The 26,478-nt window shown below is 49.5% G+C and carries 20 protein-coding genes and 5 pseudogenes; 10 read left to right on the forward strand and 15 right to left on the reverse strand.

Features of this window, described 5'->3' with window-relative positions; translation table 11 throughout:
- Positions 1 to 10: 10 nt before the first annotated feature.
- Positions 11 to 1,219, reverse strand: a complete 1,209-nt coding sequence (locus AC1VYI_RS01390; protein WP_032028744.1) for an IS256 family transposase — start codon at positions 1,217 to 1,219, stop codon at positions 11 to 13.
- A gap of 137 nt (positions 1,220 to 1,356) precedes the next feature.
- Entirely contained in the window at positions 1,357 to 1,857 is a 501-nt protein-coding gene (locus AC1VYI_RS01395) for a hypothetical protein (protein WP_225710592.1), read from the reverse strand.
- A gap of 554 nt (positions 1,858 to 2,411) precedes the next feature.
- Here AC1VYI_RS01395 and arsR point away from each other — a divergent pair.
- The 5 genes from arsR to arsC are packed head-to-tail and all read left to right on the forward strand — an operon-like array spanning position 2,412 to position 6,719.
- Positions 2,412 to 2,765 carry an As(III)-sensing metalloregulatory transcriptional repressor ArsR gene (gene arsR / locus AC1VYI_RS01400; protein ID WP_001114073.1) on the forward strand — a complete coding sequence of 118 codons (354 nt, stop codon included), beginning with the start codon at positions 2,412 to 2,414 and terminating at the stop codon, positions 2,763 to 2,765.
- A 47-nt stretch (positions 2,766 to 2,812) separates the two neighbouring features.
- Entirely contained in the window at positions 2,813 to 3,175 is a 363-nt protein-coding gene (arsD, locus tag AC1VYI_RS01405; RefSeq protein ID WP_000783215.1) for an arsenite efflux transporter metallochaperone ArsD, read from the forward strand.
- Between the two features lie 17 nt (positions 3,176 to 3,192).
- On the forward strand, positions 3,193 to 4,944 hold the full coding sequence (gene arsA, locus AC1VYI_RS01410) for an arsenite efflux transporter ATPase subunit ArsA (protein WP_001556710.1): 1,752 nt from the start codon (positions 3,193 to 3,195) through the stop codon (positions 4,942 to 4,944).
- 47 nt (positions 4,945 to 4,991) lie between these two features.
- Positions 4,992 to 6,281 carry an arsenite efflux transporter membrane subunit ArsB gene (arsB, locus tag AC1VYI_RS01415; protein ID WP_000922630.1) on the forward strand — a complete coding sequence of 430 codons (1,290 nt, stop codon included), beginning with the start codon at positions 4,992 to 4,994 and terminating at the stop codon, positions 6,279 to 6,281.
- Positions 6,282 to 6,293: 12 nt separating this feature from the next.
- On the forward strand, positions 6,294 to 6,719 hold the full coding sequence (gene arsC, locus AC1VYI_RS01420; RefSeq protein WP_000065758.1) for a glutaredoxin-dependent arsenate reductase: 426 nt from the start codon (positions 6,294 to 6,296) through the stop codon (positions 6,717 to 6,719).
- A 30-nt stretch (positions 6,720 to 6,749) separates the two neighbouring features.
- Here arsC and AC1VYI_RS01425 read toward each other — a convergent pair whose 3' ends face one another.
- Positions 6,750 to 7,154 carry an ArsA-related P-loop ATPase gene (locus AC1VYI_RS01425; RefSeq protein ID WP_004118313.1) on the reverse strand — a complete coding sequence of 135 codons (405 nt, stop codon included), beginning with the start codon at positions 7,152 to 7,154 and terminating at the stop codon, positions 6,750 to 6,752.
- A gap of 8 nt (positions 7,155 to 7,162) precedes the next feature.
- Complete coding sequence (locus AC1VYI_RS01430; protein ID WP_001556711.1) at positions 7,163 to 7,735, reverse strand: recombinase family protein; 573 nt, start codon at positions 7,733 to 7,735, stop codon at positions 7,163 to 7,165.
- Positions 7,736 to 7,898: 163 nt separating this feature from the next.
- Here AC1VYI_RS01430 and AC1VYI_RS01435 point away from each other — a divergent pair, with 163 nt between their 5' ends.
- The gene (locus tag AC1VYI_RS01435; RefSeq protein ID WP_012817690.1) at positions 7,899 to 10,907 is read left to right on the forward strand and encodes a Tn3 family transposase; all 3,009 of its coding nucleotides are present in this window, start codon (positions 7,899 to 7,901) and stop codon (positions 10,905 to 10,907) included.
- 888 nt (positions 10,908 to 11,795) lie between these two features.
- Here the strand turns inward: AC1VYI_RS01435 and repA are convergent.
- The 6 genes and pseudogenes from repA to AC1VYI_RS01465 form a co-directional block, all read right to left on the reverse strand.
- Positions 11,796 to 12,749 (reverse strand): plasmid replication initiator RepA, encoded by a 954-nt coding sequence (repA, locus tag AC1VYI_RS01440; protein WP_482876310.1) that lies wholly within the window; start codon positions 12,747 to 12,749, stop codon positions 11,796 to 11,798.
- A complete protein-coding gene (gene tap, locus AC1VYI_RS01445; protein ID WP_071846009.1) occupies positions 12,730 to 12,807 on the reverse strand; it encodes a RepA leader peptide Tap in 78 nt (25 codons plus the stop codon). Before tap ends, repA begins: the two co-directional genes overlap by 20 nt.
- A 232-nt stretch (positions 12,808 to 13,039) precedes the next feature.
- Positions 13,040 to 13,282, reverse strand: coding sequence for a replication regulatory protein RepA (locus tag AC1VYI_RS01450; protein WP_000078032.1), 243 nt, complete (start codon positions 13,280 to 13,282; stop codon positions 13,040 to 13,042).
- Between the two features lie 131 nt (positions 13,283 to 13,413).
- The gene (locus tag AC1VYI_RS01455) at positions 13,414 to 13,977 is read right to left on the reverse strand and encodes a phospholipase D family nuclease (protein ID WP_047715669.1); all 564 of its coding nucleotides are present in this window, start codon (positions 13,975 to 13,977) and stop codon (positions 13,414 to 13,416) included.
- Positions 13,978 to 14,125: 148 nt separating this feature from the next.
- Complete coding sequence (locus AC1VYI_RS01460; RefSeq protein ID WP_047715670.1) at positions 14,126 to 14,479, reverse strand: hypothetical protein; 354 nt, start codon at positions 14,477 to 14,479, stop codon at positions 14,126 to 14,128.
- 41 nt (positions 14,480 to 14,520) lie between these two features.
- A pseudogene (locus tag AC1VYI_RS01465) lies at positions 14,521 to 14,838 on the reverse strand (TraX family protein); the annotation flags it as partial.
- Here AC1VYI_RS01465 and AC1VYI_RS01470 point away from each other — a divergent pair.
- Together AC1VYI_RS01470 and AC1VYI_RS01475 are read left to right on the forward strand one after the other, a co-directional pair.
- A pseudogene (locus AC1VYI_RS01470) lies at positions 14,829 to 15,854 on the forward strand (tyrosine-type recombinase/integrase); the annotation flags it as partial. The pseudogenes AC1VYI_RS01465 and AC1VYI_RS01470 overlap by 10 nt on opposite strands.
- 154 nt (positions 15,855 to 16,008) lie before the next feature.
- Positions 16,009 to 17,217 (forward strand): type II restriction endonuclease, encoded by a 1,209-nt coding sequence (locus AC1VYI_RS01475; RefSeq protein ID WP_032430834.1) that lies wholly within the window; start codon positions 16,009 to 16,011, stop codon positions 17,215 to 17,217.
- 33 nt (positions 17,218 to 17,250) lie between these two features.
- Here AC1VYI_RS01475 and AC1VYI_RS01480 read toward each other — a convergent pair whose 3' ends face one another.
- Positions 17,251 to 18,684, reverse strand: a complete 1,434-nt coding sequence (locus AC1VYI_RS01480; protein WP_022652237.1) for a DNA cytosine methyltransferase — start codon at positions 18,682 to 18,684, stop codon at positions 17,251 to 17,253.
- Between the two features lie 303 nt (positions 18,685 to 18,987).
- The gene (locus AC1VYI_RS01485) at positions 18,988 to 21,126 is read right to left on the reverse strand and encodes a hypothetical protein (RefSeq protein WP_022652236.1); all 2,139 of its coding nucleotides are present in this window, start codon (positions 21,124 to 21,126) and stop codon (positions 18,988 to 18,990) included.
- A gap of 241 nt (positions 21,127 to 21,367) precedes the next feature.
- Here AC1VYI_RS01485 and umuC point away from each other — a divergent pair.
- Positions 21,368 to 22,422 (forward strand): annotated as a pseudogene (umuC, locus tag AC1VYI_RS01490) (translesion error-prone DNA polymerase V subunit UmuC); the annotation flags it as partial.
- Positions 22,423 to 23,154: 732 nt separating this feature from the next.
- Here umuC and AC1VYI_RS01495 read toward each other — a convergent pair.
- Together AC1VYI_RS01495 and sopA are read right to left on the reverse strand one after the other, a co-directional pair.
- Complete coding sequence (locus tag AC1VYI_RS01495; RefSeq protein ID WP_181221966.1) at positions 23,155 to 24,120, reverse strand: ParB/RepB/Spo0J family plasmid partition protein; 966 nt, start codon at positions 24,118 to 24,120, stop codon at positions 23,155 to 23,157.
- Positions 24,120 to 25,286, reverse strand: coding sequence for a plasmid-partitioning protein SopA (sopA, locus tag AC1VYI_RS01500; protein WP_022652317.1), 1,167 nt, complete (start codon positions 25,284 to 25,286; stop codon positions 24,120 to 24,122). The genes AC1VYI_RS01495 and sopA overlap by 1 nt, the downstream gene beginning before the upstream one ends.
- 370 nt (positions 25,287 to 25,656) lie before the next feature.
- Between sopA and AC1VYI_RS01505 the strand changes: the two are divergent.
- Positions 25,657 to 25,905 (forward strand): annotated as a pseudogene (locus tag AC1VYI_RS01505) (transposase); the annotation flags it as partial.
- A gap of 9 nt (positions 25,906 to 25,914) precedes the next feature.
- Here the strand turns inward: AC1VYI_RS01505 and AC1VYI_RS01510 are convergent.
- Positions 25,915 to 26,478 (reverse strand): annotated as a pseudogene (locus AC1VYI_RS01510) (IS30-like element IS30 family transposase); the annotation flags it as partial.

A 26,478-nucleotide genomic window follows, 5' to 3' on the forward strand; every position in this document is an offset into this window, starting at 1 on the left:
TTTCATCAATTTAAAGGTGATTGCTTAAGCGGTCACCGAATTCAATAATAAAGCGGCTCATGGCTAAACGCCAGTCGCGAATCGGCATATTCCACTTTTTAGATGCTGCATCAATGGCCAGGTAAATCACTTTACGTACAGAATCATCCGTTGGAAAGACTTTACGCTTTTTGATCGCCTGACGTATTACGCTGTTTAATGATTCGATCGCATTGGTGGTATAGATGGCTTTGCGTATCTCGGCTGGATAAGCAAAGAAGGTATTTAGATTCTCCCAGTGTGTACGCCAGCTTTTGCTGATCTGTGGGTACTTGTCATCCCATGTTTGGGCGAATTGATCCAAGGCCATCAAGGCTGCCTCTTCAGTAGGTGACTGATAAACGGCTTTTAAATCCTGAGTGACCGCCTTGTAATCTTTCCATGATACGTATTTCAAGCTGTTACGCAGCATATGGATAATGCACAGCTGGATATGGGTTTGCGGGTATACGCTGTTAATGGCATCAGGAAAGCCTTTTAGTCCATCCACACAGGCGATCAGAATATCCTGCAACCCTCGGTTTTTAAGCTCAGTCAGGACATTCAGCCAGAACTTTGCACCTTCATTCTCAGCCATCCACATGCCGAGCAGTTCTTTCTGTCCATCAAGATTAATGCCTAAGGCAAGGAATACAGCCTTGTTGATAACACTGCCATTATGACGGACTTTAACTACAATACAGTCCATATAGACGATGGGATAGAGTGCATCCAGCGGACGGTTTTGCCATTCAGCGACTTGCTCCTTAACAGCATCAGTCACCTTGGAAATAAGCGTTGGCGATACATCAGCATCGTACATTTCTTTGAAAGTAGCCACGATTTCACGGGTAGTCATGCCTTTGGCATAAAGGGATAGAATTTGGCTATCCATTTGCGTGATACGAGTCTGATTCTTTTTAATTAGCTGTGGCTCAAATGTGCCATCACGATCTCGTGGTGTGGTGATCTCAATCTCACCATCATCGCTCAGCACGGTCTTACTGGAATAACCGTTACGAGCATTTGAACCGTTCTTACGAGCATTCTTTTCATGTCCGAGATGTTCGGTAAGTTCGGCATTGAGAGCCGTTTCAACAGTGAGTTTAGTCAACAATCGGGTGAATTGATTGAGATCGTCTTCTGTTTTGATTCCTTTAGCAAATTCTGCTGCAAGGTCTTTTAGTTTTTGTTCGTTCATCATGTTGCCTGACTCCGTTGTGAATATGAACATAGCAAATTCAGGCAATTACACAATTTAATTTACAGTCTCTAAAAAACAGGCGGGAAATAGCCCGCCTGTCTCCCCTCCCCTGTGCGGTTTCGTGCGCACGAAATTTATCGTTCTTCCTGATCGTTATCTCTATCTCTGCCAGTTGAATTTTGCTTTTTTCCGGGCTGCTGGCTTGCTAGTTTCTGACTAACTGCTTTGGCCATTTCATGTCGTTCCGTAGCCATAGGAGGCATGGTATTAACAAAATTCACAACATCAGCGGCAAGCTTTTTATCGCCCGGCTCTGAACTCTGGTTAAGTTCCTGCGCCGCCGATAGCCACCCTTTTCTAACTTCCTGCTGCCTTGTCTGTATTTTCTTTTCCCACGGTTTCGCTTTTGCAGGCTTTCCGGCCCTCGTATCTTTAAACTCTTCTACGATCTCTTTGATTTTGGCTTTATCGACTTCCGGGGTTAATCCACGCTTGCGAATATGAAGAATCGCCTGATCAATACCTTTTTTAACTACGCCACGTGTAGCGCGTGGTGTTGCTTCAGCTTCAACTCCCCTAGCGCGAAGTTCTTTAGCAAAACCTTCACGCCATATTTGAGGATCGCCTTTTTTCACATGTAAGCGCCTGCCATCGAAACCCAAGGTTTTTATACTGATAGGGGTCCGCTTGGAAAAGGGAAAATAACCTACGCTAAGACTACTTTTTAACCAATCGGCTATTGGATATCACTCGGTTCGCGGGGCTACAGCGTTTCTGTGTCCGAAACCGAACGATTGCGTACACCATGCCAATAACATGTACGAAAGTAAGCAAAACTGTTAACGGACAGTCAGATCGTTCCGTACATCCCTTACGGTCAGGGGTTCGCGCTCAATGGAACGAAATCACTCGTTGGGGTCTGAGGGCCAATGGAACGAAAACGTACGCTAAGGAAATAACCAATTGTTATAATTGATATTATTCATTCTTCTCTATGAACTGAAAGCCCGCACTAAGCAATGTTTTAGCCTCAAATGACTTTTTTACCTACCCAACTAACGTAACGATCGCACATCAGGTCGTTTTTCAACCGCATAGTGACACCTGCACTCACATGCGAGAAAACACATATGATTTTGACTTCTTGTTTTGGTGGAGAGACAATACCCATTCATAGCAGGAGTACATAATGCCAGAAATTGCATCCCTACAACTTTTCAAAATACTATCTGATGAAACCCGCCTGGGTATCGTGCTACTGCTCAGGGAGATGGGGGAGCTGTGCGTATGCGATCTCTGCACAGCGCTGGAACAATCACAACCCAAGACCTCCCGCCATCTGGCGATGCTTCGGGAAAGTGGCCTGTTGCTGGATCGCAAGCAGGGGAAATGGGTTCATTATCGCTTATCCCCGCATATTCCTTCCTGGGCTGCCCTGGTGATTGAGCAGGCCTGGTTAAGTCAACAGGACGACGTACAGGCCATCGCCCGTAAGCTGGCATCGGCCAACTGCTCTGGCAGCGGTAAGGCTGTTTGTATCTAAAAATTTTGCCTGTACATATATGTTTTTACGAATATGAGGTGTTAAAGATGAAAATGTTAACGGTGTTTGATCCGGCGATGTGCTGCAGTACCGGCGTTTGTGGTTCAGATGTCGATCAGGTTTTGGTCAATTTTTCTGCTGATGTGCAATGGCTGAAAGGGCGTGGGGTTCAGATCGAACGTTATAACCTGGCGCAGCAGCCTATGAGCTTCGTTGAGAACGAAAAAGCGAAAGCATTCCTTGAGGCTTCTGGAGCTGAAGGGCTTCCGCTGCTGTTGCTTGATGGTGAAACGGTGATGGCCGGGCGATACCCAAAACGCGCTGAACTGGCTCGCTGGTTTGGTATACCGCTGGAAAAGGTGGGTTTAGCTTCCACCAGTTGCTGTGGTGGTAAAACTTCCTGTTGTTGAGTATGTCAGGAGGACATATGAAATTCTTAGAGAATATCCCGTCTTACCTGTTTTTCACCGGTAAGGGAGGTGTAGGCAAAACTTCGATTTCCTGCGCAACGGCTATACGTCTGGCTGAACTGGGAAAGCGTGTTCTGCTTGTCAGTACCGACCCGGCTTCCAATGTCGGTCAGGTATTCGATCAGACTATCGGTAACACTATCCAGCCCGTGACTGCTGTGTCTGGTCTTTCGGCTCTGGAGATTGACCCGCAGGACGCCGCCCAGCAATACCGCGCCAGAATCGTTGACCCTATTAAAGGTCTTTTGCCTGATGACGTTGTTAACAGCATCAGTGAACAGCTTTCAGGAGCTTGTACGACAGAGATCGCTGCATTCGACGAGTTTACTGGCTTACTGACTGACGCTTCTCTGCTGACCCGCTTTGATCACATCATTTTTGATACTGCCCCAACTGGCCACACTATTCGCCTTCTTCAGCTTCCCGGAGCCTGGAGCAGCTTCATCGAAAGTAACCCGGATGGTGCTTCCTGTCTTGGTCCAATGGCTGGGCTGGAAAAACAACGCGAGCAATATGCTCATGCGGTTGAGGCATTATCCGATCCTGAACGAACTCGCCTTGTGCTGGTCGCGCGATTGCAAAAATCAACACTGCAGGAAGTCGCTCGTACTCATGACGAATTATCAGCTATTGGCCTTAAAAATCAGTATTTAGTCATTAACGGTGTCCTGCCTGCGAGCGAAGCAGAACGTGATGCACTGGCCGCTGCAATATGGCAACGGGAGCAAGAGGCGCTGGCAAATCTTCCTGCCGGGTTATCTGATTTGCCGACAGACAACTTATACCTGCAGCCGCTGAACATGGTTGGTGTATCCGCATTGAAAGGCCTGCTCAACGAACACGCTGAGATAACATCGCTTCCTGAACAAAGCCCACAGAACAAGCCAGAGAATATGTCGTTGTCTGTCCTGGTTGATGATATCGCCCGCAGTGAACACGGTTTGATTATGCTGATGGGCAAAGGTGGTGTGGGCAAAACCACAATGGCTGCGGCTATCGCCGTCAGTCTGGCGGATAAGGGTTTTGATGTGCATCTCACCACCTCAGATCCTGCTGCACATCTCAGTACAACGCTCAATGGCAGCCTCAAAAATCTGCAGGTCAGCCGAATCAACCCTCACGATGAAACTGAACGCTATCGTCAGCATGTTCTTGAGACGAAAGGCAGGGATCTGGATGAGGCTGGGAAACGGCTGCTCGAAGAGGATTTACGTTCTCCTTGCACAGAAGAGATTGCGGTGTTCCAGGCGTTTTCACGCGTAATTCGTGAAGCTGGCAAACGGTTTGTGGTCATGGATACGGCACCTACCGGGCATACGCTATTACTGCTTGATGCTACCGGGGCTTATCACCGTGAGATTGCCAGGAAGATGGGGGATAAAGGTCATTTTACCACTCCGATGATGCAGCTTCAGGACCAGGAACGTACCAAAGTTTTGCTGGTCACTCTGCCTGAAACCACACCTGTACTGGAAGCGGCAAACCTGCAGTCCGATCTTGAACGTGCGGGGATTCATCCCTGGGGCTGGATTATCAATAACAGCCTTTCGATTGCACAGACGCAATCGCCGCTGCTTTGCCAGCGCGCCCTACAAGAGCGTCCTCAAATCGAGGTTGTGAAAAACCAGCATGCAAGCCGCATAGCGTTAGTACCGGTAATGGCTGCAGAGCCCACTGGCATCGAGAAACTCAGAGAGCTGGTTGTTTAATTTTTTTGTATATACAGGGCGGCAAAGCCGTCCTGTCTGGAGGATTTATGTTACTGGCAGGCGCTATTTTTGTCCTGACCATCGTTTTGGTTATCTGGCAACCGAAGGGATTAGGGATCGGCTGGAGTGCGACGCTGGGCGCGGTACTGGCGCTGATCTCTGGCGTAGTCCATTTTGGTGATATCCCTGTAGTGTGGAATATTGTCTGGAATGCGACGGCGACCTTTATTGCCGTGATTATTATCAGCCTTCTGCTCGATGAATCGGGCTTTTTCGAATGGGCGGCGCTGCACGTTTCACGTTGGGGTAACGGTCGCGGGCGTTTGCTGTTTACCTATATCGTTTTGCTCGGCGCAGCGGTGGCGGCACTGTTTGCCAACGATGGTGCGGCATTGATTCTGACGCCAATTGTTATCGCCATGCTGCTTGCATTAGGTTTCAGCAAAGGCACTACGCTGGCATTTGTCATGGCCGCCGGGTTTATTGCCGATACGGCCAGTCTGCCGCTTATCGTGTCCAACCTGGTTAACATCGTTTCTGCAGACTTCTTTGGGCTGGGTTTCACTGAGTATGCGTCGGTAATGGTGCCGGTGGATATCGCAGCCATTATCGCCACGCTGGTGATGCTGCATCTGTTCTTCCGCAAAGATATTCCGCCAACTTACGACCTGGCTCTCCTGAAAGCACCGGCAAAAGCGATTAAAGATCTGGCAACCTTCAGAACCGGCTGGATAGTGTTGATCCTTCTTCTGGTTGGCTTTTTCGTCCTTGAGCCGTTGGGTATCCCGGTCAGTGCGATTGCTGCTGTAGGGGCTGTCATTCTGTTTGCGGTGGCGAAGCGAGGCCATGCCATTAACACTGGCAAAGTGCTTCGCGGTGCGCCATGGCAGATCGTCATATTCTCTCTGGGAATGTATCTGGTGGTCTATGGTCTGCGTAATGCCGGACTAACAGAATACCTCTCCGGTGTGTTGAACGTGCTGGCAGATAAAGGACTTTGGGCCGCGACGTTTGGTACTGGCTTCCTGACGGCTTTCCTCTCTTCCATCATGAACAATATGCCTACCGTGCTGGTTGGTGCTCTCTCTATTGATGGCAGCACTGCAACAGGCGTTATCAAAGAGGCGATGATTTTTGCCAACGTGATTGGCTGCGATCTTGGACCGAAAATTACACCTATTGGTAGCCTGGCAACGTTGCTCTGGCTGCATGTCCTTTCACAGAAGAACATGACCATCACATGGGGATACTATTTCCGCACCGGGATCGTCATGACTCTGCCTGTGCTGTTTGTAACGCTGGCCGCGCTGGCGCTACGTCTCTCTTTCACTTTGTAATGAGATACTGATATGAGCAACATCACCATTTATCACAACCCAGCCTGCGGCACGTCGCGTAATACGCTGGAGATGATCCGCAACAGCGGTATCGAGCCGACCGTTATTCTTTACCTTGAGACTCCACCTTCACGCGATGAGCTGCTCAAACTCATTGCGGATATGGGCATTTCCGTCCGGGCTTTGCTGCGTAAGAACGTCGAGCCGTATGAGGAACTGGGTCTTGCAGAAGATAAATTTACTGACGACCAGCTCATCGACTTTATGCTACAGCATCCGATTCTGATCAACCGTCCGATCGTAGTGACGCCACTGGGAACTAAACTTTGCCGTCCTTCAGAGGTTGTTCTCGATATCCTTCCAGATGCCCAGAAAGCGGCTTTCACCAAGGAAGACGGTGAAAAAGTCGTTGATGATTCAGGTAAAAGACTGAAATAAAGACGAAGGGGGCATTTGCCCCCTTCATTATTACTTCGCCATTTCTTCCAGCAGGTCAATACCAACCGGCTCTTCGCTCTGTAGCGCTGTTAATGCAATACGCTTTGCATACTGCTCTTCCACATCAGAGATGAGAGGCAGCTCGCGGTTCGCCCTGATCTTCAGGAAAGGCGAAGACGGTTGAGCAGCTGCCAGGCTGTTATTAACGACCCATGCCCACGGCTCGATGCCAGCTCGGCGTAGATCCTGCTGCAGGTTAGCGGCTTCCAGTACAGGTGTCGTTTCGGCAAGCGTCACGATAATCACCTTCGTCTTCTCCGGGTCTGCTGCTTTTTCGCTATCACCTGTCTTCGATGTCAGAAAGCGAGAGAATTCGGCTTCATGCTGTCGCCAGAACACACTCATGCAATTGTTGAATGCCTTTACATCACTCATGTTCGTCCTCAAATTTTGCTCAGATTAACCCGGCTCTCATCTTCCAGAATTTTATAAACAGTGGAACGGGCAATACTGAGCCGGCGGGCAATATCTGTTGCACCAGTTCCCTGCTGATGAAGTGCCAGTACACTATTTCTGTCGATGATGCGCTTTCGGCCAAACCGGATACCTTTCAGCCTGGCCTCCTGCCGTCCTTCGTTCGTACGCTCCAGAATCCTCCTGCGTTCGGCCTGGGCTACAGCTGAAAGAATGGTCACAACCATTTTCCCCATTTCACCGTCGGTGCTGATCCCGTCGTCTATGAATCGGACCGCGACTCCCTGAGCGTCGAATTCTTTTATCAGTTGGATCATATCGGCAGTGTCGCGGCCAAGCCGGTCGAGTTTCTTCACCAGGATGACGTCACCTTCCTCCACCTTCATTCGCAGCAGATCCAGTCCTTTCCTGTCGGTAGAACTGCCGGATGCTTTGTCGGTAAATATGCGACTGGCTTTCACCCCCGCCTCTTTAAGCCCCTTGATCTGAATATCGAGGGACTGCTGGCTTGTTGATACCCGTGCGTAACCAAAAAGTCGCATAAAAATGTATCCTAAATCAAATATCGGACAGTGGGTGTCTGTTATAACAAAAAATCGATTTAATAGACACCTAGACAACACCATTTTAGTGTGTCCGAGAATTTATAATATTTCGGACGGTTGCGAAATTGTTAATTCATGACCATCAGGCAGGGAGGCCGGTATGCCCGTCGATTTTCTGACCACTGAGCAGGAACTGAATTATGGTCGCTATGTTGCAGAACCCAATGACGTGCAGCTGGCGCGCTATTTTCATCTTGATGAGCGGGATCTTGCCTTCATTAACCAGCGGCGGGGAAGGCATAACCGGCTGGGAATTGCGCTTCAGCTCACCACCGCCCGTTTTCTGGGCACCTTTCTGACAGACTTAACCCGGGTTCTGCCAGGTGTTCAGCAATTTGTCGCGGTGCAGCTTAATATTCGCCGTCCAGAAGTCCTTACCCGCTACGCAGAACGGGTTACCACCCTCAGAGAGCATACTGCGCTGATTAAGGAATATTACGGTTACCATGAATTTGGCGATTTCCCCTGGTCTTTCCGCCTGAAGCGCCTGCTGTACACCCGCGCATGGCTCAGTAATGAGCGACCCGGCCTTATGTTTGATTTTGCCACCGCGTGGCTGCTTCAGAATAAGGTCCTGCTGCCCGGAGCAACCACACTTGTACGTCTCGTCAGTGAAATACGCGAACGGGCAAATCAGCGGCTGTGGAAGAAACTGGCCGCGTTGCCGGACAGCTGGCAGACCGCCCGCGTGACGGAGCTTCTGGACATTCCTGAGGGGCAGCGTACTTCACCGCTGGAGCAACTGAAAAAGGGACCGGTCACCGTCAGCGGCCCGGCATTTACCGAAGCGCTGGAGCGGTATATCCGGCTGCGAAACCTGGAATTTTCCCGACTGAATTTTACCGGTCTGCCTGCTATACAACTGCGTAATTTGGCCCGTTACGCAGGCATGGCGTCGGTAAAATATATCGCGCGAATGCCACAGCAGAGAAAACTGGCCGTACTCACAGCATTCGTTAAAGCGCAGGAGACTGCGGCGCTGGATGAGGCCGTTGATGTGCTCGATATGCTGATACTGGATATCACTCGTGCGGCGAAGAAAACGGGGCAGAAAAAACGGCTCAGGACGCTTAAAGATCTTGATCGTGCTGCGCTAATATTGGCGCGGGCATGTTCATTGTTGCTGGATGAACAGGCTGACGATGCTGAACTGAGGGAGACCATATTCAACAGCATACCGAAAAGCAGGCTGGCAGAATCCGTCTGCAAGGTAAATGAGCTGGCCCGGCCTCAGAACAACAATTTCCATGACGAAATGGTGGAGCAGTACGGGCGGGTAAAGCGCTTTCTTCCGGCGGTATTGCGCGACCTGCATTTCCAGGCAGCGCCAGCCGGAGAACATACGTTGTCCGCCATTCATTATCTGACCGAACTGAACTGCTCGAAAAAGCGCATCCTGGACAATGCGCCTGAACATATTATTACCGGCCCCTGGAAACGTCTGGTATACGATGCGGAGGGCCGGATACAGCGTGCCGGTTACTCGCTTTGTCTGCTGGAGCGCCTTCAGGATGCACTACGTCGAAGGGACATCTGGCTCGAAAACAGCGATCGCTGGGGAAATCCCCGCGAGAAGCTGTTGCAGGGGGAAGAATGGCAGGCTCAGCGGGTCCCCGTTTGCCGGGCGCTGGGACATCCCACTGATGGACATAAAGGCGTGCAACAGTTGGCGGTCCAGCTAGATGAAACCTGGAAAACCGTCGCATCCCGCTTTGAAGGAAATGCGGAGGTTCATATTTGCCATGACGGTAAACATCCTTCCCTGACTATCAGCAGCCTGGAGAAACTGGAGGAGCCAACATCGTTGCATCGTCTCAACAGTCGGGTAAGGCTGCTACTCCCGCCAGTAGATTTGACGGAACTGTTGCTTGAAATAGATGCCAGAACGGGATTTACACGTGAGTTTACGCATGTCAGTGAATCCGGGGCCCGGGCACAGGATCTGCACATCAGCCTGTGCGCGGTCCTGATGGCAGAGGCCTGCAATATCGGGCTGGAACCGCTGATAAAGCACAATATACCGGCGCTGACGCGCCACCGGCTTAGCTGGGTAAAACAGAATTACCTCCGGGCAGAAACGCTGGTCAGCGCCAATGCCCGCCTGGTTGATTTTCAGTCCACACTGGAGCTTGCTGGCCGCTGGGGTGGTGGCGAAGTGGCTTCAGCTGATGGCATGCGCTTTGTCACGCCGGTGAAAACCGTCAATTCAGGACCTAACAGAAAATATTTTGGTTCCGGACGTGGCATCACCTGGTACAACTTCGTCTCTGATCAGTACTCTGGATTCCACGGCATCGTTGTCCCCGGCACATTACGAGATTCCATTTTTGTGCTGGAAGGCCTTCTGGAGCAGCAGACAGGGCTGAATCCGGTTGAGATCATGACAGACACAGCCGGTACCAGCGACATTATTTTTGGCCTCTTCTGGCTGCTGGGATACCAGTTTTCCCCCCGGCTTGCCGATGCCGGTGAAGCGGTATTCTGGCGAGTGGATAAATCGGCAAATTACGGTGCACTGGACGAACTGGCACGTGGTTGTGCCGATCTGTCGAAAGCCGAGGATCAGTGGGATGAGATGATGCGAACCGCCGGTTCGCTGAAACTGGGCACCATTCATGCTTCAGAACTCATTCGCTCTTTGCTGAAAAGCTCGCGCCCATCAGGGCTGGCACAGGCGATCATGGAAGTGGGGCGCGTCAACAAGACGCTGTACCTTCTTAATTATATTGATGATGAGGATTATCGTCGGCGGATCCTGACGCAGCTAAACCGGGGGGAAGGCCGCCATGCTGTGGCGAGGGCGATCTGCTACGGGCAGCGCGGTGAGATCAGAAAGCGCTATCGTGAAGGTCAGGAAGATCAGCTGGGGGCACTGGGCCTGGTCACTAACGCAGTGGTACTGTGGAACACACTTTATATGCAGGAAGCCCTGAGCTGGATACGCAGTAATGGAGAAGAAATCGGGGTTGAAGATATCGCCCGGTTGTCCCCACTGATGCACGGGCATATCAATATGCTGGGGCATTATACGTTTACGCTACCGGAGGATATTTTGAAGGGGGAACTGAGAGAACTAAATTTCAATTTAAACAATGAATTAACTTCTTAGCGTACGTTTTCGTTCCATTGGCTCTCAAACCCCGGAGTTAATGGCGCCGTAGCCCGGCGCAGCCGGTAACGTTGATGATAGGTTCCACCAATCCATCCCTTCGCCCTGCTAAGCCATGACCCGCTTATAGCTATGATGTCGTTTCATTAAGCCCTTTTAACTCCGGTGAGCGGGCTGTACGGCGCTTGCGACGTACAGGGCGTGATTTCCGGAGCCGTGGAGCCGGCAAAGCCGGTGCCCGGGGGCTGTATTGAGATCCTGCCGCGATGTTACTGGCAGCAACTCAAATGTTTAGTTACATCATCCAGCATTAAAAGCGATGTTGTTCCGGCCCTTTGGGCCGGGGCGGCTTCGCTTTTCAGTGGTGGGGAGGGGCTGTGATGGTTCAGGTGTGCACGGTTCACGTCTTTGCGTAAATATTTTGGATGTTGTAACTATTTGCTTCTGACTGATGCCCGCCGCGTAGTGGCGGGAGGTACATTTGTTGTTTCCGAACCGGCGCGGACGTAGTCCGCTGCAAGCGGCGGACATTATCCCCGTTTTCCACAGGAAAGCGGGGCTGAATAAGATCCGTTTTTTAATTGAATGTTTAAAAAGGGCAAAGGCGCGTAAGCGTTCGTTGGTGAGAAAGAGCCAAGGGCTTCCAGAAGATTAAGAAAAACTTGCGGGTAATACTTCCAGTCATTGCGGGTAAAAAGTCCTCTATATTTGCGGATATTTGTGCATAACTACTGAGACATGACCAGTTTGCTTCACCAGGGGGTTTTTAGCCGGTTATGCGTGTCGTAACGGCAGGTTTTATTGATGGTTTTTCAGCCAGTTTTTAAACGCGGGGAAGCACAAAAACCGCCAGCGGCGGTAGAGGAAAAACGTGGAGTGAAAGTTAAGTTAGCCTGGTGGCTCAGCGTCAAAATTGAGCTTGATCTGACGCAGGTAATGATAGACCAGCAACTCGAAATCATCCGGAGTCATGCCTGAGACTTCCGGCCGCGTGTTGATCAGCCAGGCTGCAATCTGGAACTGCCGGTCATCGAGCCGGGTAGAACGCGCAATTCTGGAAAGGCGCTTCTGTTCTATCGCTCGCTCGCGGCGAACCTTCAGGGCCTGCGCCACTTTCTCGTCAAAGAAGCGCTGTCGGGCCGCTTTTACGGACATCACTTCGCCTGGGGCAAGAATCCCCTCAGCCAGCGCGCGCAGACGTTCTTCACGCTCTTTGAACAGCAGATCGAGATTGACCTGGAGGAGCTTGAAAAACTGCTCTGTTAACGTGACATGACGCGGGAGGTATGTTTTTGTGTACGGGTCCAGGCGACGCATGTACGGCTCGATAAGGCCGTAATTTTCTAACAGATCGAGTGCGCGGCAAATGCGGGAAGGCGTGACCTCTTCACCAGGTATTACCTCACCCCGGGAATCTTTTGGACTTAATGCCTTGCATATCTGTGAACTGTTGAGGGCGACGTTAAACGTGGCAATGTCGCAGCCGCTGACCAGCAGAACGGCCAGTGCATCGAGGAGATGCTGGCGTTCCTGTCGGAAATCGCGCTCACGGCCAGCATTTGTGCGCATATGCACGAAATACGGATGCCACGAGAAACGGCGTTTCTGGGCACGATGATACCCGTCCCGAAGTACTTTCGGGAGCTCGCTAAAGTTCGCAGGTCGAAGATATTTAGGATCAGCACACTTACACACCGTCGAGTGTGTTCCGCGACGACGGCGAGTACGCTTCGGAGAAACAACAGCAGAATCGCGTACTTCACGCTGATTTACTGAGTCGTATTCCGACCAGTCGAAATAGGTAGCATCGGAAAATGTTCCGCTATTCAAACCCGCCTGCACTTACAATGCGCGGAAGGAGTAAATGGCGCAGAAACAAGTATTGAACTTTTCTGAGCATAAAACTATACTCCCTGCATAGCCTGATTGATGGCTATACAGTTTAAGTAGGCCCCGGTAATCTTCTCCTCGTCGCCAAACTAGATGAAGATTATCGGGGTTTTTGCTTTTCTGGTCCCAGGTTGATACCTCTCAGAACCAGTTCCCTGCCACCTTACGGCGTGGCCAGCCATCAAAATTCTTTATACGAACAGGAATTTAGCATTCAAAGACAGTTCGATCAAGGAATGTGACTACTCACCTAACAATTCTCGTTTTATGAGCAGCTCTATCGCTTCTGCCTGAGTTAACCCATTCTCCTGACAAAATGCGTCCAGTTTATCTTTGTGAGAATTCTGGATGAACACATTTACAGGTTTATGAGTCTCCCTTTTACGGGATACCGAACGCATTTTCCTCTCACTTACACTAAGAGGCGTACCCTTTCGGTAAGCTCGTTTCGATGAGGAAGTTACTGCATTATCGATCTGCGACATCTCTGCCTCCTCAAGGATCAAACTTGGATCGTTTGCAGAGAATACTACAGATTCCTGAAATCAGCGACTTACTTTATGAACGTAACCTGTGTTGGCGCACGGTTTACGTTTCAGGATCGTTTCTTGGGATGTCAGTACGTCTGTTTCCAGTCCGTTCCTTGCGCCCAGCGGGATGTCCAGTGGTTCAGGTAGCTGCGGGCTAAGACTGGGTCATCCCAGACGACAAGCACGTTCTCCGAATTCGAACGGTCTGCAGCCCGGCTGAAGTTAAATGAGCCGACCTGGGTGTTGCGGCCATCAACGACGATCACTTTATCATGGAGAATTTTGTAGGCACTGACTGTACGAACCGGGATACCAGCACCAACCAGAATGTTCATGGCTGCTTTACTGGCGTTGTTGTTCTTTCCGGTATTAGCTTTCCAGTCCAGAACCACGCCCACATCTACGCCCCGACGTTTTGCCCTGACAAGTGCCCTAGCCACCTCCGGAGAGGTGAAGGAATAGCCCATCAGACGGATTTCCTGTTGCGCGGTCTCAATTGTCTTAAGAACCAGCTGGAGAGCTGTACCTTCCGGAGAAAATCCTGCCTCAACGGTGGCTGCGTAAGTATTCGGTACTGGCGCGCACAGAACCAGACCGAGCAGGCCGGGCAGAAGCCATCGGCACATATGTTTTTTAGGCATTGTTTGCATGGTATTTCCTTCGCTGGATGTATTCAGAAACGCCGGAATCGGGGGAAACTCGCTTTTCCCCGATTGCCGGGGTTGGACAACGACGCCCTGCGGAGGCGTCAGGCCGTTTTGTTGAACAAACCAGGATTAGACAGAAGGTTTTTCGCTCTCAAGCTTTGTCCCCCTCGATCCATTGAGGGTAATCCTTGGCAATATCACAACGCAGCGTTTTATTGCCAACGCTGATGATGTAGCCCGGAGAATAGTTCTTCTCACCATCGCTACAGCGTTTATCTTCCTTCAGACTATTTGTCTTTATCACCTCCGCCAGGATCTGACGCAACAGAACGTTGGTCGTTACCTGTTCTCCCTGCTGAATCTGGCGTACCGGAACGTTTTTAAAACCGTCTGGTTCTATAACTGTCTGAACTGGTTGAAGAATTGCAGGCGCAGCAAACACCGGCCCGCTTAATGACAGGCAACCAGAGATAACCGCTGATAAAGCGATTTGCTTATTTTTCATGTGAATTCCTTTTGTTTGATTAAAGCAACAGTAAAGACAGGTCAGAGAACACTGACCAGAAAACCAATACACAGCAGATGGAGGGCATACGCTGGTGCAAACCACCGTCCGGCCTGCAGGCGTCGTCCGGGAGCCGGTACCAGCCCGTGCACGCAAAACAGCACAGTCAACGTCAGCAGTACACCGGAAAACGTCATCACATCACCATGTCGGGCATTAAGCAGGGCGACCAGCAACAGCCAGACAGCAAACAGGGCTGGCCGCAGTGAGTCCCGGACCTGCCAGATAAGAAGCGCGCCGGCGAGCATCAGCAGACCTGGTATACCGTAACTGGCAGAGCTAAGCGGCAGATACCCCACTTTTTCGCCGTGGTGTAAATCCGAGAGTGATAGATGATCCCGTCTGGCTCAAACTCATCTGGGCCAGTCTGAACCTGCGCCACGAAGACCTGCTCAGTGAAATTCACTATCCCCTTTCCATGCTTCAGGCAATGGCTGTTATCTGGACCCATGCAGGTTTACGACAGAATGAACTCCTGCGCCTGACTACGGAATGCGTCACGCCTCAGTCAGAAGACATTATCAGGGAGGATGGTAGTGTCGTTCCTGCCGGAACACTATGTTATCTAAACGTCCCGGCAGGAAAGACATCGAAAGCATTTGTTAAACCCGTCTCTGTCATTGTAAAAAAATATGTAGACATATGGTTGAACATCCGCCCCGTGGATCAGGCAAAACTGAATGATGATCGCACCGGAGAAAAAGTCCGTTATCTCTTCCAGTATCGCGGCAAGCCGGCAGGCAGCGATGTGATTAACCGGACGGTCATCCCAGTCCTCTGCGCCAGAGCGGGGCTGCCGGTTGAAGACAGCGGAGGCGCCATAACCAGCCACCGTGGACGGGTTTCAGCCCTGACTGCGCTTGCCAGCGTACCACAGGGCATGTCGCTGTATGAACTGATGCAGTGGTCAGGTCATTCATCACCACAGTCAACCCTGCATTACATTCGCATCCGCCCTACACAGCTGGCAGCGTCATTTGTGAAGGCCGATCGGATAGCCCATATGATAAGCGTACTGGTCGATCACGATCCGGAAGCGGTCTCGCCCACTGATCCGGCGACCTATTATGACCTTGGTGAGTCCTTCTGCATGAATCCATTCTGGAGCAGTTGCCCGCACAGAATGGCCTGCATTGGTTGCGATTTTAATCTGCTGAAAGACAGTGCGCGCGGACTGATGCTGGAGAGTAAAACATCTATCAGGCGTTATCTCGAAGAGGTCCCGCTCACGCCTGATGAGAAAGCCATTGTAGAGCAGGATATTAAAAAAGTAGAACAGGCTCTTGCAAAATTAACCGGTAAATCCGGAGGATAAAATGAACCAATATGAGCAAAAAACGAAGATTGCGCACATCAGAGCATATTAACCAATAGGTTGCAGATCAAATCGCCTGTAACAGCCTTTCTGGCTGTTTGTATATAATTATGAAAAAATGGTGAGTAGAGTTTCAGGGTAACAGGGGATGCTTATGTCGGTTTTCCACAACTGGCTACTTGAGATCGCATGTGAGAATTACTTCGTCTACATCAAACGCCTTTCCGCCAACGATACCGGCGCAACAGGTGGTCACCAGGTAGGGCTTTATATCCCTTCAGGTATCGTTGAAAAACTGTTTCCGTCTATCAACCATACCCGTGAACTGAACCCTTCGGTTTTTCTCACCGCACATGTGTCATCGCATGATTGCCCAGACAGCGAAGCCCGGGCAATTTATTATAACAGCCGTCATTTTGGTAAAACCCGGAATGAAAAAAGGATTACCCGCTGGGGTAGAGGCAGCCCACTTCAGGATCCTGAAAATACAGGGGCTCTGACGCTCCTGGCTTTCAAGCTTGATGAGCAAGGGGGGGACTGTAAGGAAGTAAATATTTGGGTATGCGCCAGCACTGATGAAGAGGACGTCATTGAGACCGCTATTGGTGAAGTTATACCCGGAGCGCTTATATCCGGCCCCGCAGGACAGATTCTTGGCGGACTATCTCTACAGCAAGCGCCAGTAAATCATAAATATATTCTACCTGAAGACTGGCACCTGCGCTTTCCGTCGGGAAGTGAAATTATTCAGTATGCAGCCAGCCATTATGTGAAAAATTCCCTTGATCCGGATGAGCAACTTCTTGACCGCCGGCGCGTGGAGTACGACATATTTCTGTTGGTTGAGGAACTGCATGTTCTGGATATCATCCGAAAAGGATTTGGCTCTGTGGATGAATTTATTGCGCTGGCCAATTCTGTCAGCAATCGCCGTAAATCCAGAGCCGGGAAGTCGCTGGAACTGCACCTGGAGCATCTATTCATTGAGCACGGCCTGCGACACTTTGCGACGCAGGCCGTCACAGAAGGTAATAAAAAGCCCGATTTCCTTTTCCCTTCCGCAGGGGCTTACCACGATACTGAGTTTCCCGTAGAAAATCTGCGCATGCTGGCAGTCAAGACTACCTGTAAGGATCGCTGGCGTCAGATACTGAATGAGGCCGATAAAATTCATCAGGTGCATCTGTTTACACTCCAGGAGGGAGTTTCTCTGGCTCAATATCGGGAGATGCGGGAGTCGGGTGTCAGACTGGTCGTGCCATCATCTCTGCACAAAAAATACCCGGAGGCGGTGAGAGCTGAGCTAATGACGCTAGGCGCGTTTATTGCTGAGCTGACAGGGCTTTACGCAGATATTCCATAGATAATCTCCCGGCATAAATACCGGGAGGAGCGTTCAGATTCGTTCAACCTTGCACGAATCGGCATAAACCGCTTTCAGGATATAAGGTTCAAGCAGTTTGGCTACGGCTTCAAACACGGGCACCACTACGGAGTTACCGAACTGCCTGTACGACTGAGTGTCTGACACAGGAATGCGAAAAGGCCTGCCATCTACTTTTTCAAAACCCATAAGGCGCGCGCACTCTCGTGGAGTCAGCCTGCGGGGCCGATGCGCCTGATTTTCTTCGTTCGCGAAGTCTGTTTCACCTGTGACCATATCCCAGCCACGGTCTATCAGAATTTCAGACCCGTCTTTGTGATAGCGAGCAGAAAGCGTACGGGCAATGCTTTCTTTATTTTCAGGATTAACGAGGCCAAAACCGAATCCGTTACCCTTAGCTGCGTGCTTTTTGGCGTAGTTATAGAGATACTCCCAGAGTTTCGGCGTCAGTATATATTTGCTGTCAACCACGGGTTCCAGCAGTTCGCCAAATGACGGACGCTGTTCCGGATAAAAACGACTAATATCGCGCAGGGTAAAACCCTGGTGAATATTCAGATCACGACGGAAACCGACCAAAACGATACGTTCTCGGTGCTGAGGTAAAAAGTGCTTTCCGTCGATAACTTTAGGATCGTTTTTGCCCATCTCAGCTGCATCCGCAACTTCATAGCCCAGTTCGTCGAGGGTATCCATGATGACTTTAAAGGTTTTACCCTTGTCATGGCTCTTCAGGTTTTTAACGTTTTCAAGAACAAAGATGGCAGGTTTTTTTGCGCGGATAATACGCGCCACATCGAAGAAGAGCGTTCCCTGAGCCTCACATTCGAAACCATGCGCGCGCCCGAGCGAGTTTTTCTTGCTTACACCCGCAAGGCTGAACGGTTGACAGGGGAAACCTGCCAGAAGTACATCATGATCCGGCACATGCTCATTAATGTAAGCATAGGCATCGTTTTCAGGTACTTCAGGTTTATCACTGAGCGTGACTTCCCGAATATCGAGATTGAAAGTGTGTTCCTGAGCATCGTTAAACCAGTTAGCTTTATATGTGCGCACAGCCTCTTTATTCCATTCACTGGTAAAAACGCACTGGCCACCGATGGTTTCGAAGCCCTTCCGTATACCTCCAATGCCAGCAAACAGGTCAATAAACCGGAAGGCATAGTCAGGGTGATGAGCAGGCGCTTCCGGAAGCATTTTTCGTAGAAGTTCCTCTTCGGCTAACGTCAGCGACTTAGGTGAGCACTTACCATTAATCCAGCGATTAAGAGTCTCGCGACTCCACTCATTTTTACCAACTTTTCTAAGCAGTTCAGCCACGTACTTCTGGTCATAGATTTCCAGCACCTGCCCGAGCAGCTTTTTATCATTTTCCTGTCGCAGTTGTTCTTCCGCCTCTGCTTTCTCAAGCAGATCCTGCGCCAGTAATTCAAATTCAGACATATTGCCTCCATTGGGTCTTATGGGTGAAACTGTATCACTCATTTGACCCAGAGGAAATGTTTTTATCTGGATATTTAAACAGGGTTATTGTTAACGAAAATCAGCTTTTTGTCATTACAGGGCCAGAAAGATACTATCTGGCGGCATAAAAAGCGCCATGTCTCGCATGTCCCAACTTTAGAGGCTTCTGTTTCTCGCCAAAAAGGCGTGCTTATCAGCAGGCTCAATTGAATTGGAGATCCAAGTAGGTGAGTATTACTACTCACCTTCACTGCTAAGAAGAGTTACATCTAGACCATACGCTCAGGCCGTTTCCAGTTCAGCATCATCGTTCGACGCCCCGATATTAAGGAGCAGCCTGTCACATTCAACAATAACGTATTCCGGGATAAGATCGAATCGTGTGGGGTCTAGTTGGCAGATAAACTCGTTTTCAATATGATAGGTTTCATTCACAAACTTGCGAATGACACGGTTATCGGCCTCAGGTTCCAGTAGTCGGAACACCTGAAGTTTTTCATAGCCATTCGTGCAGCTTCGATATAACGACAGAATTTTGTCAGGATCATTCAGCAAGCTCAGCATATGGGGGTAATCAAAACCAAAAATATTTTTAGTGATTAAACTGCATCCATTAAGGAAGCTCTCCGGGTCCATCATCGGGTACCCTGTTCCTTCAATCAGAGGTAGGCGTGTGTCGATTGGTTCCTCTCGGCGGTGAAATAAGTTAGAAAGTACCTGATAAACATCACCTCGATTGTCCATGATTTCATAATGCCTGCGAAGATAAATGAGCTTGATCAGGTCATCACAGTCGGATTCGAGAACCACTTTGCAGATTTGGGCAAACGTCAGAATATCGCTTTCGCGGATAGGTAATTCAGTTATCGTGCCAGTGCTATAACGTAAATAGGATGCAGTAACCTGGTTACTAAACAACTTCTTCACCGACTTCAGAGTATCGATGATTGGCTCAACGTCATGTGTAAGCATCAGTACCGTCTGGTTTTTCAAACACTCAGATGAGTCACGGCGGAACAACATTTCCAGGATGGCAAATTTTTTGTTTTTATCAAACGAAGAGATAGGATCATCGAGAATAATCAGGTTGGGCTTACGAGCCAGGCATTCGTACATAAAAAGAACGATCGAAAAGGCATTACGCTCGCCGTAGCTCAAATGTTGGCTACCTCCACTGAGATAGTCGGTATAGTCGACATGGCGAAGCTTAAGACGGCACTGTTCTCCATCGCCAGATATATCTACCTGATAGCGGTAACCCGCATATGCCAGAAAAGTGTTGATATCCTTCTTGTGTTTCTGAATGAGCCGCTGCATGCCAGCGCGCTGCTTGTTGATTTGCCCCTGCAGCAAACCAGCCTGGGAAATGAGGCTATCTAACGAGGCGTTCAGTCTCCCAATTGTTGCAAGAGTTTTATCAGATTGCAGCTCGGAAAAATACTTCACATCCAAACGAAAAGAGGCTAAAGAGGCACGAATATTTCCGGCGTCGTTAAAAGTAAAACTGTTCAGGGTTTTTAATGTTAAGAGCATGGCCAGAAGATTTTCTGTCTGCTGCTTTACGGTAACAAGGTAGTCTTCATGCTTCTTCTCCAATCCTCCCTGTAACGTCGTTATTTCCCTCAGACGGGAGCGTGCGGCTTCGGAAAAATACTCGCCTAATTTATCAAGTACTGTGATGATACCAACCAGATTTTTGATCACTGCTTTGTCATATTCAGCGCTTACTTTGCTAATTTGTTCTGCTTTTTCGTGAGAATCACCTGTGCAGAAAGGACAGCATCCCTCAGAGAGTGAGCAGAAATTTTCATACCCTTTGGTCTGCCACTCGATCCACTCTACATTACGATGACTCTGAATAAATGGCTGATAAGGCTCTAGCCCGGAGGGAATATGCTGAAGCTTGTTACCCCCTGCCAACCCCTTCATCCCCGTAGAGGCTTTAGATAAGCCCTTGCTTGTCAGCTTGAACGCACCACTAAGCTCCTGAAGATGTGTAATAAATAGCTCAAGCTCATCATTACCACTGAATTCCTGCCGGATTGCCATTACCATCGAGTCGATCTCTCGCTCCGTTTGGTTGTAGGCTTCTGTTTTGATAAAGATGTCAAAGCTGTTACTAATCAGTTCATCAGGCTGAAATGTGAACTGAGACACGTACTTTTCATCAAAGCACATTACATCCTGAATTTGCTCTGTACCCGTTACACTGGGCTGAAAATCGTCGGGATTCACTGCTCGAAACTTAAAAGGTAGCAGACTGTTAAGACCAGCGGCATCACGAGAAACACTGTGCAAAATGGCACGTGATATGGTGCTTTTACCCGTGCCATTTGGAGCGAACTTAATGTTAAGTTTATTTTCAGAGAGTGTAATGCAAGCGTTATCTATGTTATTGCAGTATTTGATTTCAACATCCATTGAAAAATCCTTCTAACATGCTGAGCTGGAGAAGACTGCATCTTTTTATTAAACCCATAACGGTGGTCTTTTCATTTTACCATCGCATCAGGGAAGCCAAACAGATAGCTGACTACCTGCCTTGGAGGATTAATATACGAAATTATTAGTTGTGAATCTTGATATGTGGTAACAATTTCGGACGTATGCTTTTAGTTCATAGTAATCTTTTAAAGCATGCATTATTTATATTGATTTTCTATTCCACATAAATGCCTCGATGTCGGCGCGCGTGATGAACTGCCTGGAGGAGCTGGCCCCCAGGGTGGAACAGTATTCGATCGACGAGATGTTCCTTGACTTGACCGGTGTGGAGCACTGCATGGACCTGGAGGATTTCGGCCGGCAGCTGCGCCAGCACGTGTATGACTGTACCCGTCTGACCATCGACGTGGGTGCCGGACCGACGAAAACCCTCGCTAAATCAGCCCAGTGGGCCTCTAAAGAGTGGAAACAGTTTCGTGGTGTGCTCGCCCTGACCCGGGGGAATCCACAGCGAACGCGGAAACTGCTTTCACTGCAGCCGGTCGAAGAGATCTGGGGCGTGGGAAACCGTATTGCACGCAAGCTCAATGTCCTTGGCATCAGGACCGCGCTCGATCTGGCCCAGGCGAACCCGGCCTTCATCCGGAAAATTTCTCCGTCGTTCTCGAGCGAACAGTATGCGAACTGAACGGGGAAAGCTGCATGTCGCTTGAGGAAGCCCCGCCAGTGAAACAGCAGATTGTCTGCAGCCGCAGTTTTGGAGAGAAAATCACGGAGTACGATTCGCTGCGGCAGGCTGTCTGTCAGTACGCAGAGCGGGCCTCAGAAAAGCTGCGTAAAGAGCGCCAGTATTGTCGGCATATTTCCGTATTCATCAAAACGTCTCCGTTCGCCGTTAAAGAGCCTTACTACGGCAACGTGGCCACTGAGAAACTGCTTACCCCCACTCAGGACACCCGGGACATCATTGCGGCCGCCACAACGGCTCTGGAGCGCATCTGGAAGGACGGGCACCGGTATGCCAAAGCCGGTGTGATGCTGAATGACTTCACCGGCTCCGGCGTTTCGCAGCTGCAGCTGTTTGACGAACGTTCGCCACGTCCTCACCGCGCTGAGCTAATGAAGGTTCTCGATGATATTAATCATTCCGGTCTGGGACAGGTCTGGTTTACCAGCCGAGGGATTGCGCCTTCCTGGCAGATGAAACGCGATATGCTCTCCCCTGCTTACACCACCCGTTGGAAAGATATCCCCATTGCTAGGTTCAGTTAAATTCCCCTTTCAGAGAGAATCAGTAGTGCTCGCCGCAGCCGAACGACAGGGCGAAGCCCGCGAGTGAGCGAGGAAGCACTAGGGAACAAAACGAACATAATCTTCTTACGCACCGAATACAGGAATCACTGTAACAATCTTAAAATCGGTATTGTGATAAAAACAGCTGAACAGAGTGGAACCATAGTTCCAGTGAATCCGGCGTGTGGAATCGATATTCCCGGTTGGGGTTGACGGGTGAGTTCTGCCACGCAAGTAGAAGGTGGGACCGTGGTCCCAGTTATTCTGGTGTGTGGAATCCGTATTCCGGGCGGGATTAACGGGTGAGTTCTGACACGTAAGTAGGAGGTGGGACCGTGGTCCCATTAATCTGGTGTGTGGAATCCGTATTCCGGGCGGGATTAGCGGGTGAGTTTTGCCACGCAAGTAGGAGGTGGGACCGTGGTCCCAGTTAATCTGGTGTGTGGAATCAGTATTCCGGGATGGGTTACCGTCTGAGTTCTGATATGCAGGCTGAGGGGTGAACCGTGGAACTAGTTAAGAAAAAGTAGCAGAAACTAGATCTTAGATTATGGTAACAATCAGGTTGAGATAAGAAAACAGACCTTTTTAACACCACTGGTGTTATAGTGCAGAGAATAGCTGCTTCGGATGTATATATTCCGAAGCAGCATGTAACGCATTAAGGATATTTGAAATTAATGATAACGCTCGCTTGTAACATTAAACAGGCTAAACTTTTTGTAAGTCACGCAGTATGCTTTCTATCTTCTCGATACATTCGGCAGGTAAACGAGATTTATCGAGATTAAAAATCACCTTATCGCCTTTGTATAGGGCTGTCGCACCAGGTACAAATTGATGACGGGTATTAAGGTTAACTTTTTTACCTGATGGCTCTTTCAGAACATCTGTCAGTAAACCAATAACTTCCTCGGATTCAAAGATAACTCCCGCTTTCTTTTGCTCATGAAGCTGTTGTGTCCGTTGCAACAATAAAGCTTCTTTTCCCGAAAATGCTTTATACAGCGCCTCCCCAGAGCGGGCGGAAAGTTCACCAGGGTGAGTAAACAGGGCAACCACTGATTTTGGCAAATGGGCCGTGTTGATGCAACGCGTGATGATTTTACGGGAAATATTCTCAGCTTCAGCCAGAGCAGAGATATTGCCGTTAAAATCATTTTCCAACCGCTTTGCATAGCGGTTGCCCCGTTCATAAGCACTGACAGGGCGGTAATCATTACCCAGCCGTGATAAAGCCATCATCTGTTCGTCATCGAGATCCCCGACGAGAACACGATAATCCGATGATGTCAGAATGGCGGCTTTACGACGGCGACTACCATCTGCAATCTCAATGACACCTTCTACCCGTCGTCCGAACGCAGGCGTCTGCTGACCACTCAGGATGAAAGAGGGGATTAGATCATCAAGCGCGTCTTCGGTCAGTAGTTCCTGGTCTCGTTCATTACCTGACCAGACTCTCGATGCCGTTTCAACACTCTCGCCCGGGATGGCTTCCAGAATAAATTTCACTTCCCGGCCGCAAACTGGAAGCAGTATGGCATTTCCACGAGCCATGGCTCCTACACGTGCGATTAATGAATCAACCATCGGTGCAGCGGGTGCCGCTGACGGCTCAGTTTCGGGGCTAATATCTTTTATGGTATGTTTTGGAATAACTGGAGCACGTTTCATTATCTGATCTCCCAGCGAGGTTTAATCAGGCGATCAAAAATTTCATTACAAACAGGCTCCCAGATAGCCAGCGCATTTCGCCAGGCTCCTGTAGACGAGCGTTGATCGATAGCCTGCTCAAACACTGTTCTCATACGGATCTGACCTTTACCGACCTCGTCGGTCTCGCGTACAACGTTTTTCAGTACCATGCTTCCCCAGGCATCGCGGATCTGTTCTTCCATCCAGGGTGACTGCGAGCCATTGTTATTGCTGTACTTGGTCAGAAGAATTCTGACGTCAGGCTCAAAACCCTGCAGATCCACGTTTTTTAACAGATCGCGCAGCATGTCAAAAAACTGAAGGGCAGAGGTGTAATCGAATAACTCAGCTGGCGTTGGCACAATGAGTACATCCGCAGCACAAACAACATTGATGGTACCAATACCGAGGTTCGGTGCACTGTCGATAACAATGACATCATAATCATGAGCCACCGTTTCGATGGCCAGGCGAAGCATCATGTGGGGTTCTGTCGGGAGTTTTCCGTCGTCAAACCTTCCCATGAGCTCTGTTTCAATGCGGTGCAGAGCCAAGCATGACGGAATGATGTCGAGACCCGGCCAGCAGGTGGATTTGACGGCATAGGCTGCATCATCGCGCTCACCGAGATAAAAAGGCAACAGTGTGTCTTCGGCATGGATATGCAAATCAGGAACCCAACCGTGGTACATGGAGGCTGTGCCCTGAGGATCATTCCCTTCGACAAGTAGTACCCTCAGCCCTTTCAGCGCCAGATCCTGTGCCAGGTGGACAGATACCGATGTCTTATAAACCCCCCCTTTATGTGCTGCCACCGCAATAACGGGCGGAACGCTGTCATCAGGACGGCGCAAACGGGTGCCAAATACATCCCGCATATGATTGATTTGTTCAATGGTGTAGCCCACCCGCTGCTCCACCCGTCCACGCATTTCCATATCAGGATGTGGAAGGCGTCCTGCTTTTTCGGCATCACGGATTGCCTGAGAAGAAACACCAATCAGATCGGCGGCCTCACCCACACGCCAGCGACGGGTAATTTTCCTAGCTTCCGGACTATCATCGTTAAACTGTGCAATCGCGATAGCTTTCGTCATTTCATGACCAGCATTAATGCACTGGTCAAGCGTTTCCATCAGTCCCATTCTCTGTTCCTTGTTATCATCTTTGCATTAATCTATTAAATCTTGATAAAAATCGCAAAGCAACATTAAAATTGCAAACCACCTTAAAAATTGCAAAGCCGATCAAAATGTAGCCGTTTTCAGTTCAGCATCCAACTGAAAGTCTGCTGCATGCTTCAGTCAATATCATCCGCTCGCCGCAGAAAGCGTGCGCACGCAGGCGCATGCGTCGAGGAAGAGGAATTACTGCGTACTAACAAGGTGTGGCAGACGCTCTGAAGCTAACGAAGATCCAGCGGATGGTTTTGAATGGTGAGGAATTGACTACTGAATCGCCATGGGTTTAACAGACACCTCAGAGTCATTTAAGATGGCTTAAAGAGAGGTGCCCATGAGCGGTAAGCGTTATCCCGAAGAGTTTAAAACTGAAGCAGTCAAACAGGTTGTTGATCGCGGTTATTCTGTTGCCAGCGTTGCAACACGTCTCGATATCACCACCCACAGCCTTTACGCCTGGATAAAGAAGTACGGTCCGGATTCTTCCACTAATAAAGAACAGTCAGATGCTCAGGCCGAGATCCGCCGTCTCCAGAAAGAGCTGAAACGGGTTACCGACGAACGGGACATATTAAAAAAAGCCGCTGTAGATTCAATCTGTCAATGCAACACCCCTTTCAATTATCTCTTTCGGTGTTTTGAACTTCAGTGTCTTTCTCGGTCTGTTGTTTAGCTGAGCAGCAACCAGATCTAGTTCATGTTGAGTATATTGGGCAAGACATGTCTTTTTAGGAAAGTACTGCCGAATTAGCCCATTTGTGTTCTCATTTGTTCCCCGCTGCCAAGGACTCTGAGGATCGCAGAGGTAAACTTTAACGCCGGTGCTGACAGTAAATTCCAGATGTCTGGCCAGTTCCATTCCTCTGTCCCATGTCAGTGATTTTCTGAGTTCTGACGGTAAACTCAGGAATTTGTCGGTAAGAGCCTGATTTACTGAGACAGAATCTTTGCCCCTGAGTCTAAGGATGATCGTATAACGTGATTTTCGGTCTACAAGTGTGGCTATATAAGAGTTTTTTGTACCTGAGACTAAATCGCCCTCCCAATGCCCCAGAGAGCGTCTGTTATCGATATTTCGGGAACGTTCGTGAATTGGTGTTCCGTTCACTATGTTAATCGTACCTCTTTCGCCTTTGCGGGTATGACGCCTGCCATG

It is taken from the genome of Enterobacter sp. QK-SA4, assembly GCF_056856775.1.

What these genes read in the sequence shown, in the direction of transcription:
- AC1VYI_RS01390 (WP_032028744.1), bottom strand. Translation starts at nt 1,219, where the DNA reads ATGAACGAACAAAAACTAAAAGACCTTGCAGCAGAATTTGCTAAAGGA.
- arsR (WP_001114073.1), top strand. Translation starts at nt 2,412, where the DNA reads ATGCCAGAAATTGCATCCCTACAACTTTTCAAAATACTATCTGATGAA.
- arsD (WP_000783215.1), top strand. Translation starts at nt 2,813, where the DNA reads ATGAAAATGTTAACGGTGTTTGATCCGGCGATGTGCTGCAGTACCGGC.
- arsA (WP_001556710.1), top strand. Translation starts at nt 3,193, where the DNA reads ATGAAATTCTTAGAGAATATCCCGTCTTACCTGTTTTTCACCGGTAAG.
- arsB (WP_000922630.1), top strand. Translation starts at nt 4,992, where the DNA reads ATGTTACTGGCAGGCGCTATTTTTGTCCTGACCATCGTTTTGGTTATC.
- arsC (WP_000065758.1), top strand. Translation starts at nt 6,294, where the DNA reads ATGAGCAACATCACCATTTATCACAACCCAGCCTGCGGCACGTCGCGT.
- AC1VYI_RS01425 (WP_004118313.1), bottom strand. Translation starts at nt 7,154, where the DNA reads ATGAGTGATGTAAAGGCATTCAACAATTGCATGAGTGTGTTCTGGCGA.
- AC1VYI_RS01430 (WP_001556711.1), bottom strand. Translation starts at nt 7,735, where the DNA reads ATGCGACTTTTTGGTTACGCACGGGTATCAACAAGCCAGCAGTCCCTC.
- AC1VYI_RS01435 (WP_012817690.1), top strand. Translation starts at nt 7,899, where the DNA reads ATGCCCGTCGATTTTCTGACCACTGAGCAGGAACTGAATTATGGTCGC.
- tap (WP_071846009.1), bottom strand. Translation starts at nt 12,807, where the DNA reads ATGCTCAGAAAAGTTCAATACTTGTTTCTGCGCCATTTACTCCTTCCG.
- AC1VYI_RS01450 (WP_000078032.1), bottom strand. Translation starts at nt 13,282, where the DNA reads ATGTCGCAGATCGATAATGCAGTAACTTCCTCATCGAAACGAGCTTAC.
- AC1VYI_RS01455 (WP_047715669.1), bottom strand. Translation starts at nt 13,977, where the DNA reads ATGCAAACAATGCCTAAAAAACATATGTGCCGATGGCTTCTGCCCGGC.
- AC1VYI_RS01460 (WP_047715670.1), bottom strand. Translation starts at nt 14,479, where the DNA reads ATGAAAAATAAGCAAATCGCTTTATCAGCGGTTATCTCTGGTTGCCTG.
- AC1VYI_RS01475 (WP_032430834.1), top strand. Translation starts at nt 16,009, where the DNA reads ATGTCGGTTTTCCACAACTGGCTACTTGAGATCGCATGTGAGAATTAC.
- AC1VYI_RS01480 (WP_022652237.1), bottom strand. Translation starts at nt 18,684, where the DNA reads ATGTCTGAATTTGAATTACTGGCGCAGGATCTGCTTGAGAAAGCAGAG.
- AC1VYI_RS01485 (WP_022652236.1), bottom strand. Translation starts at nt 21,126, where the DNA reads ATGGATGTTGAAATCAAATACTGCAATAACATAGATAACGCTTGCATT.
- AC1VYI_RS01495 (WP_181221966.1), bottom strand. Translation starts at nt 24,120, where the DNA reads ATGAAACGTGCTCCAGTTATTCCAAAACATACCATAAAAGATATTAGC.
- sopA (WP_022652317.1), bottom strand. Translation starts at nt 25,286, where the DNA reads ATGGGACTGATGGAAACGCTTGACCAGTGCATTAATGCTGGTCATGAA.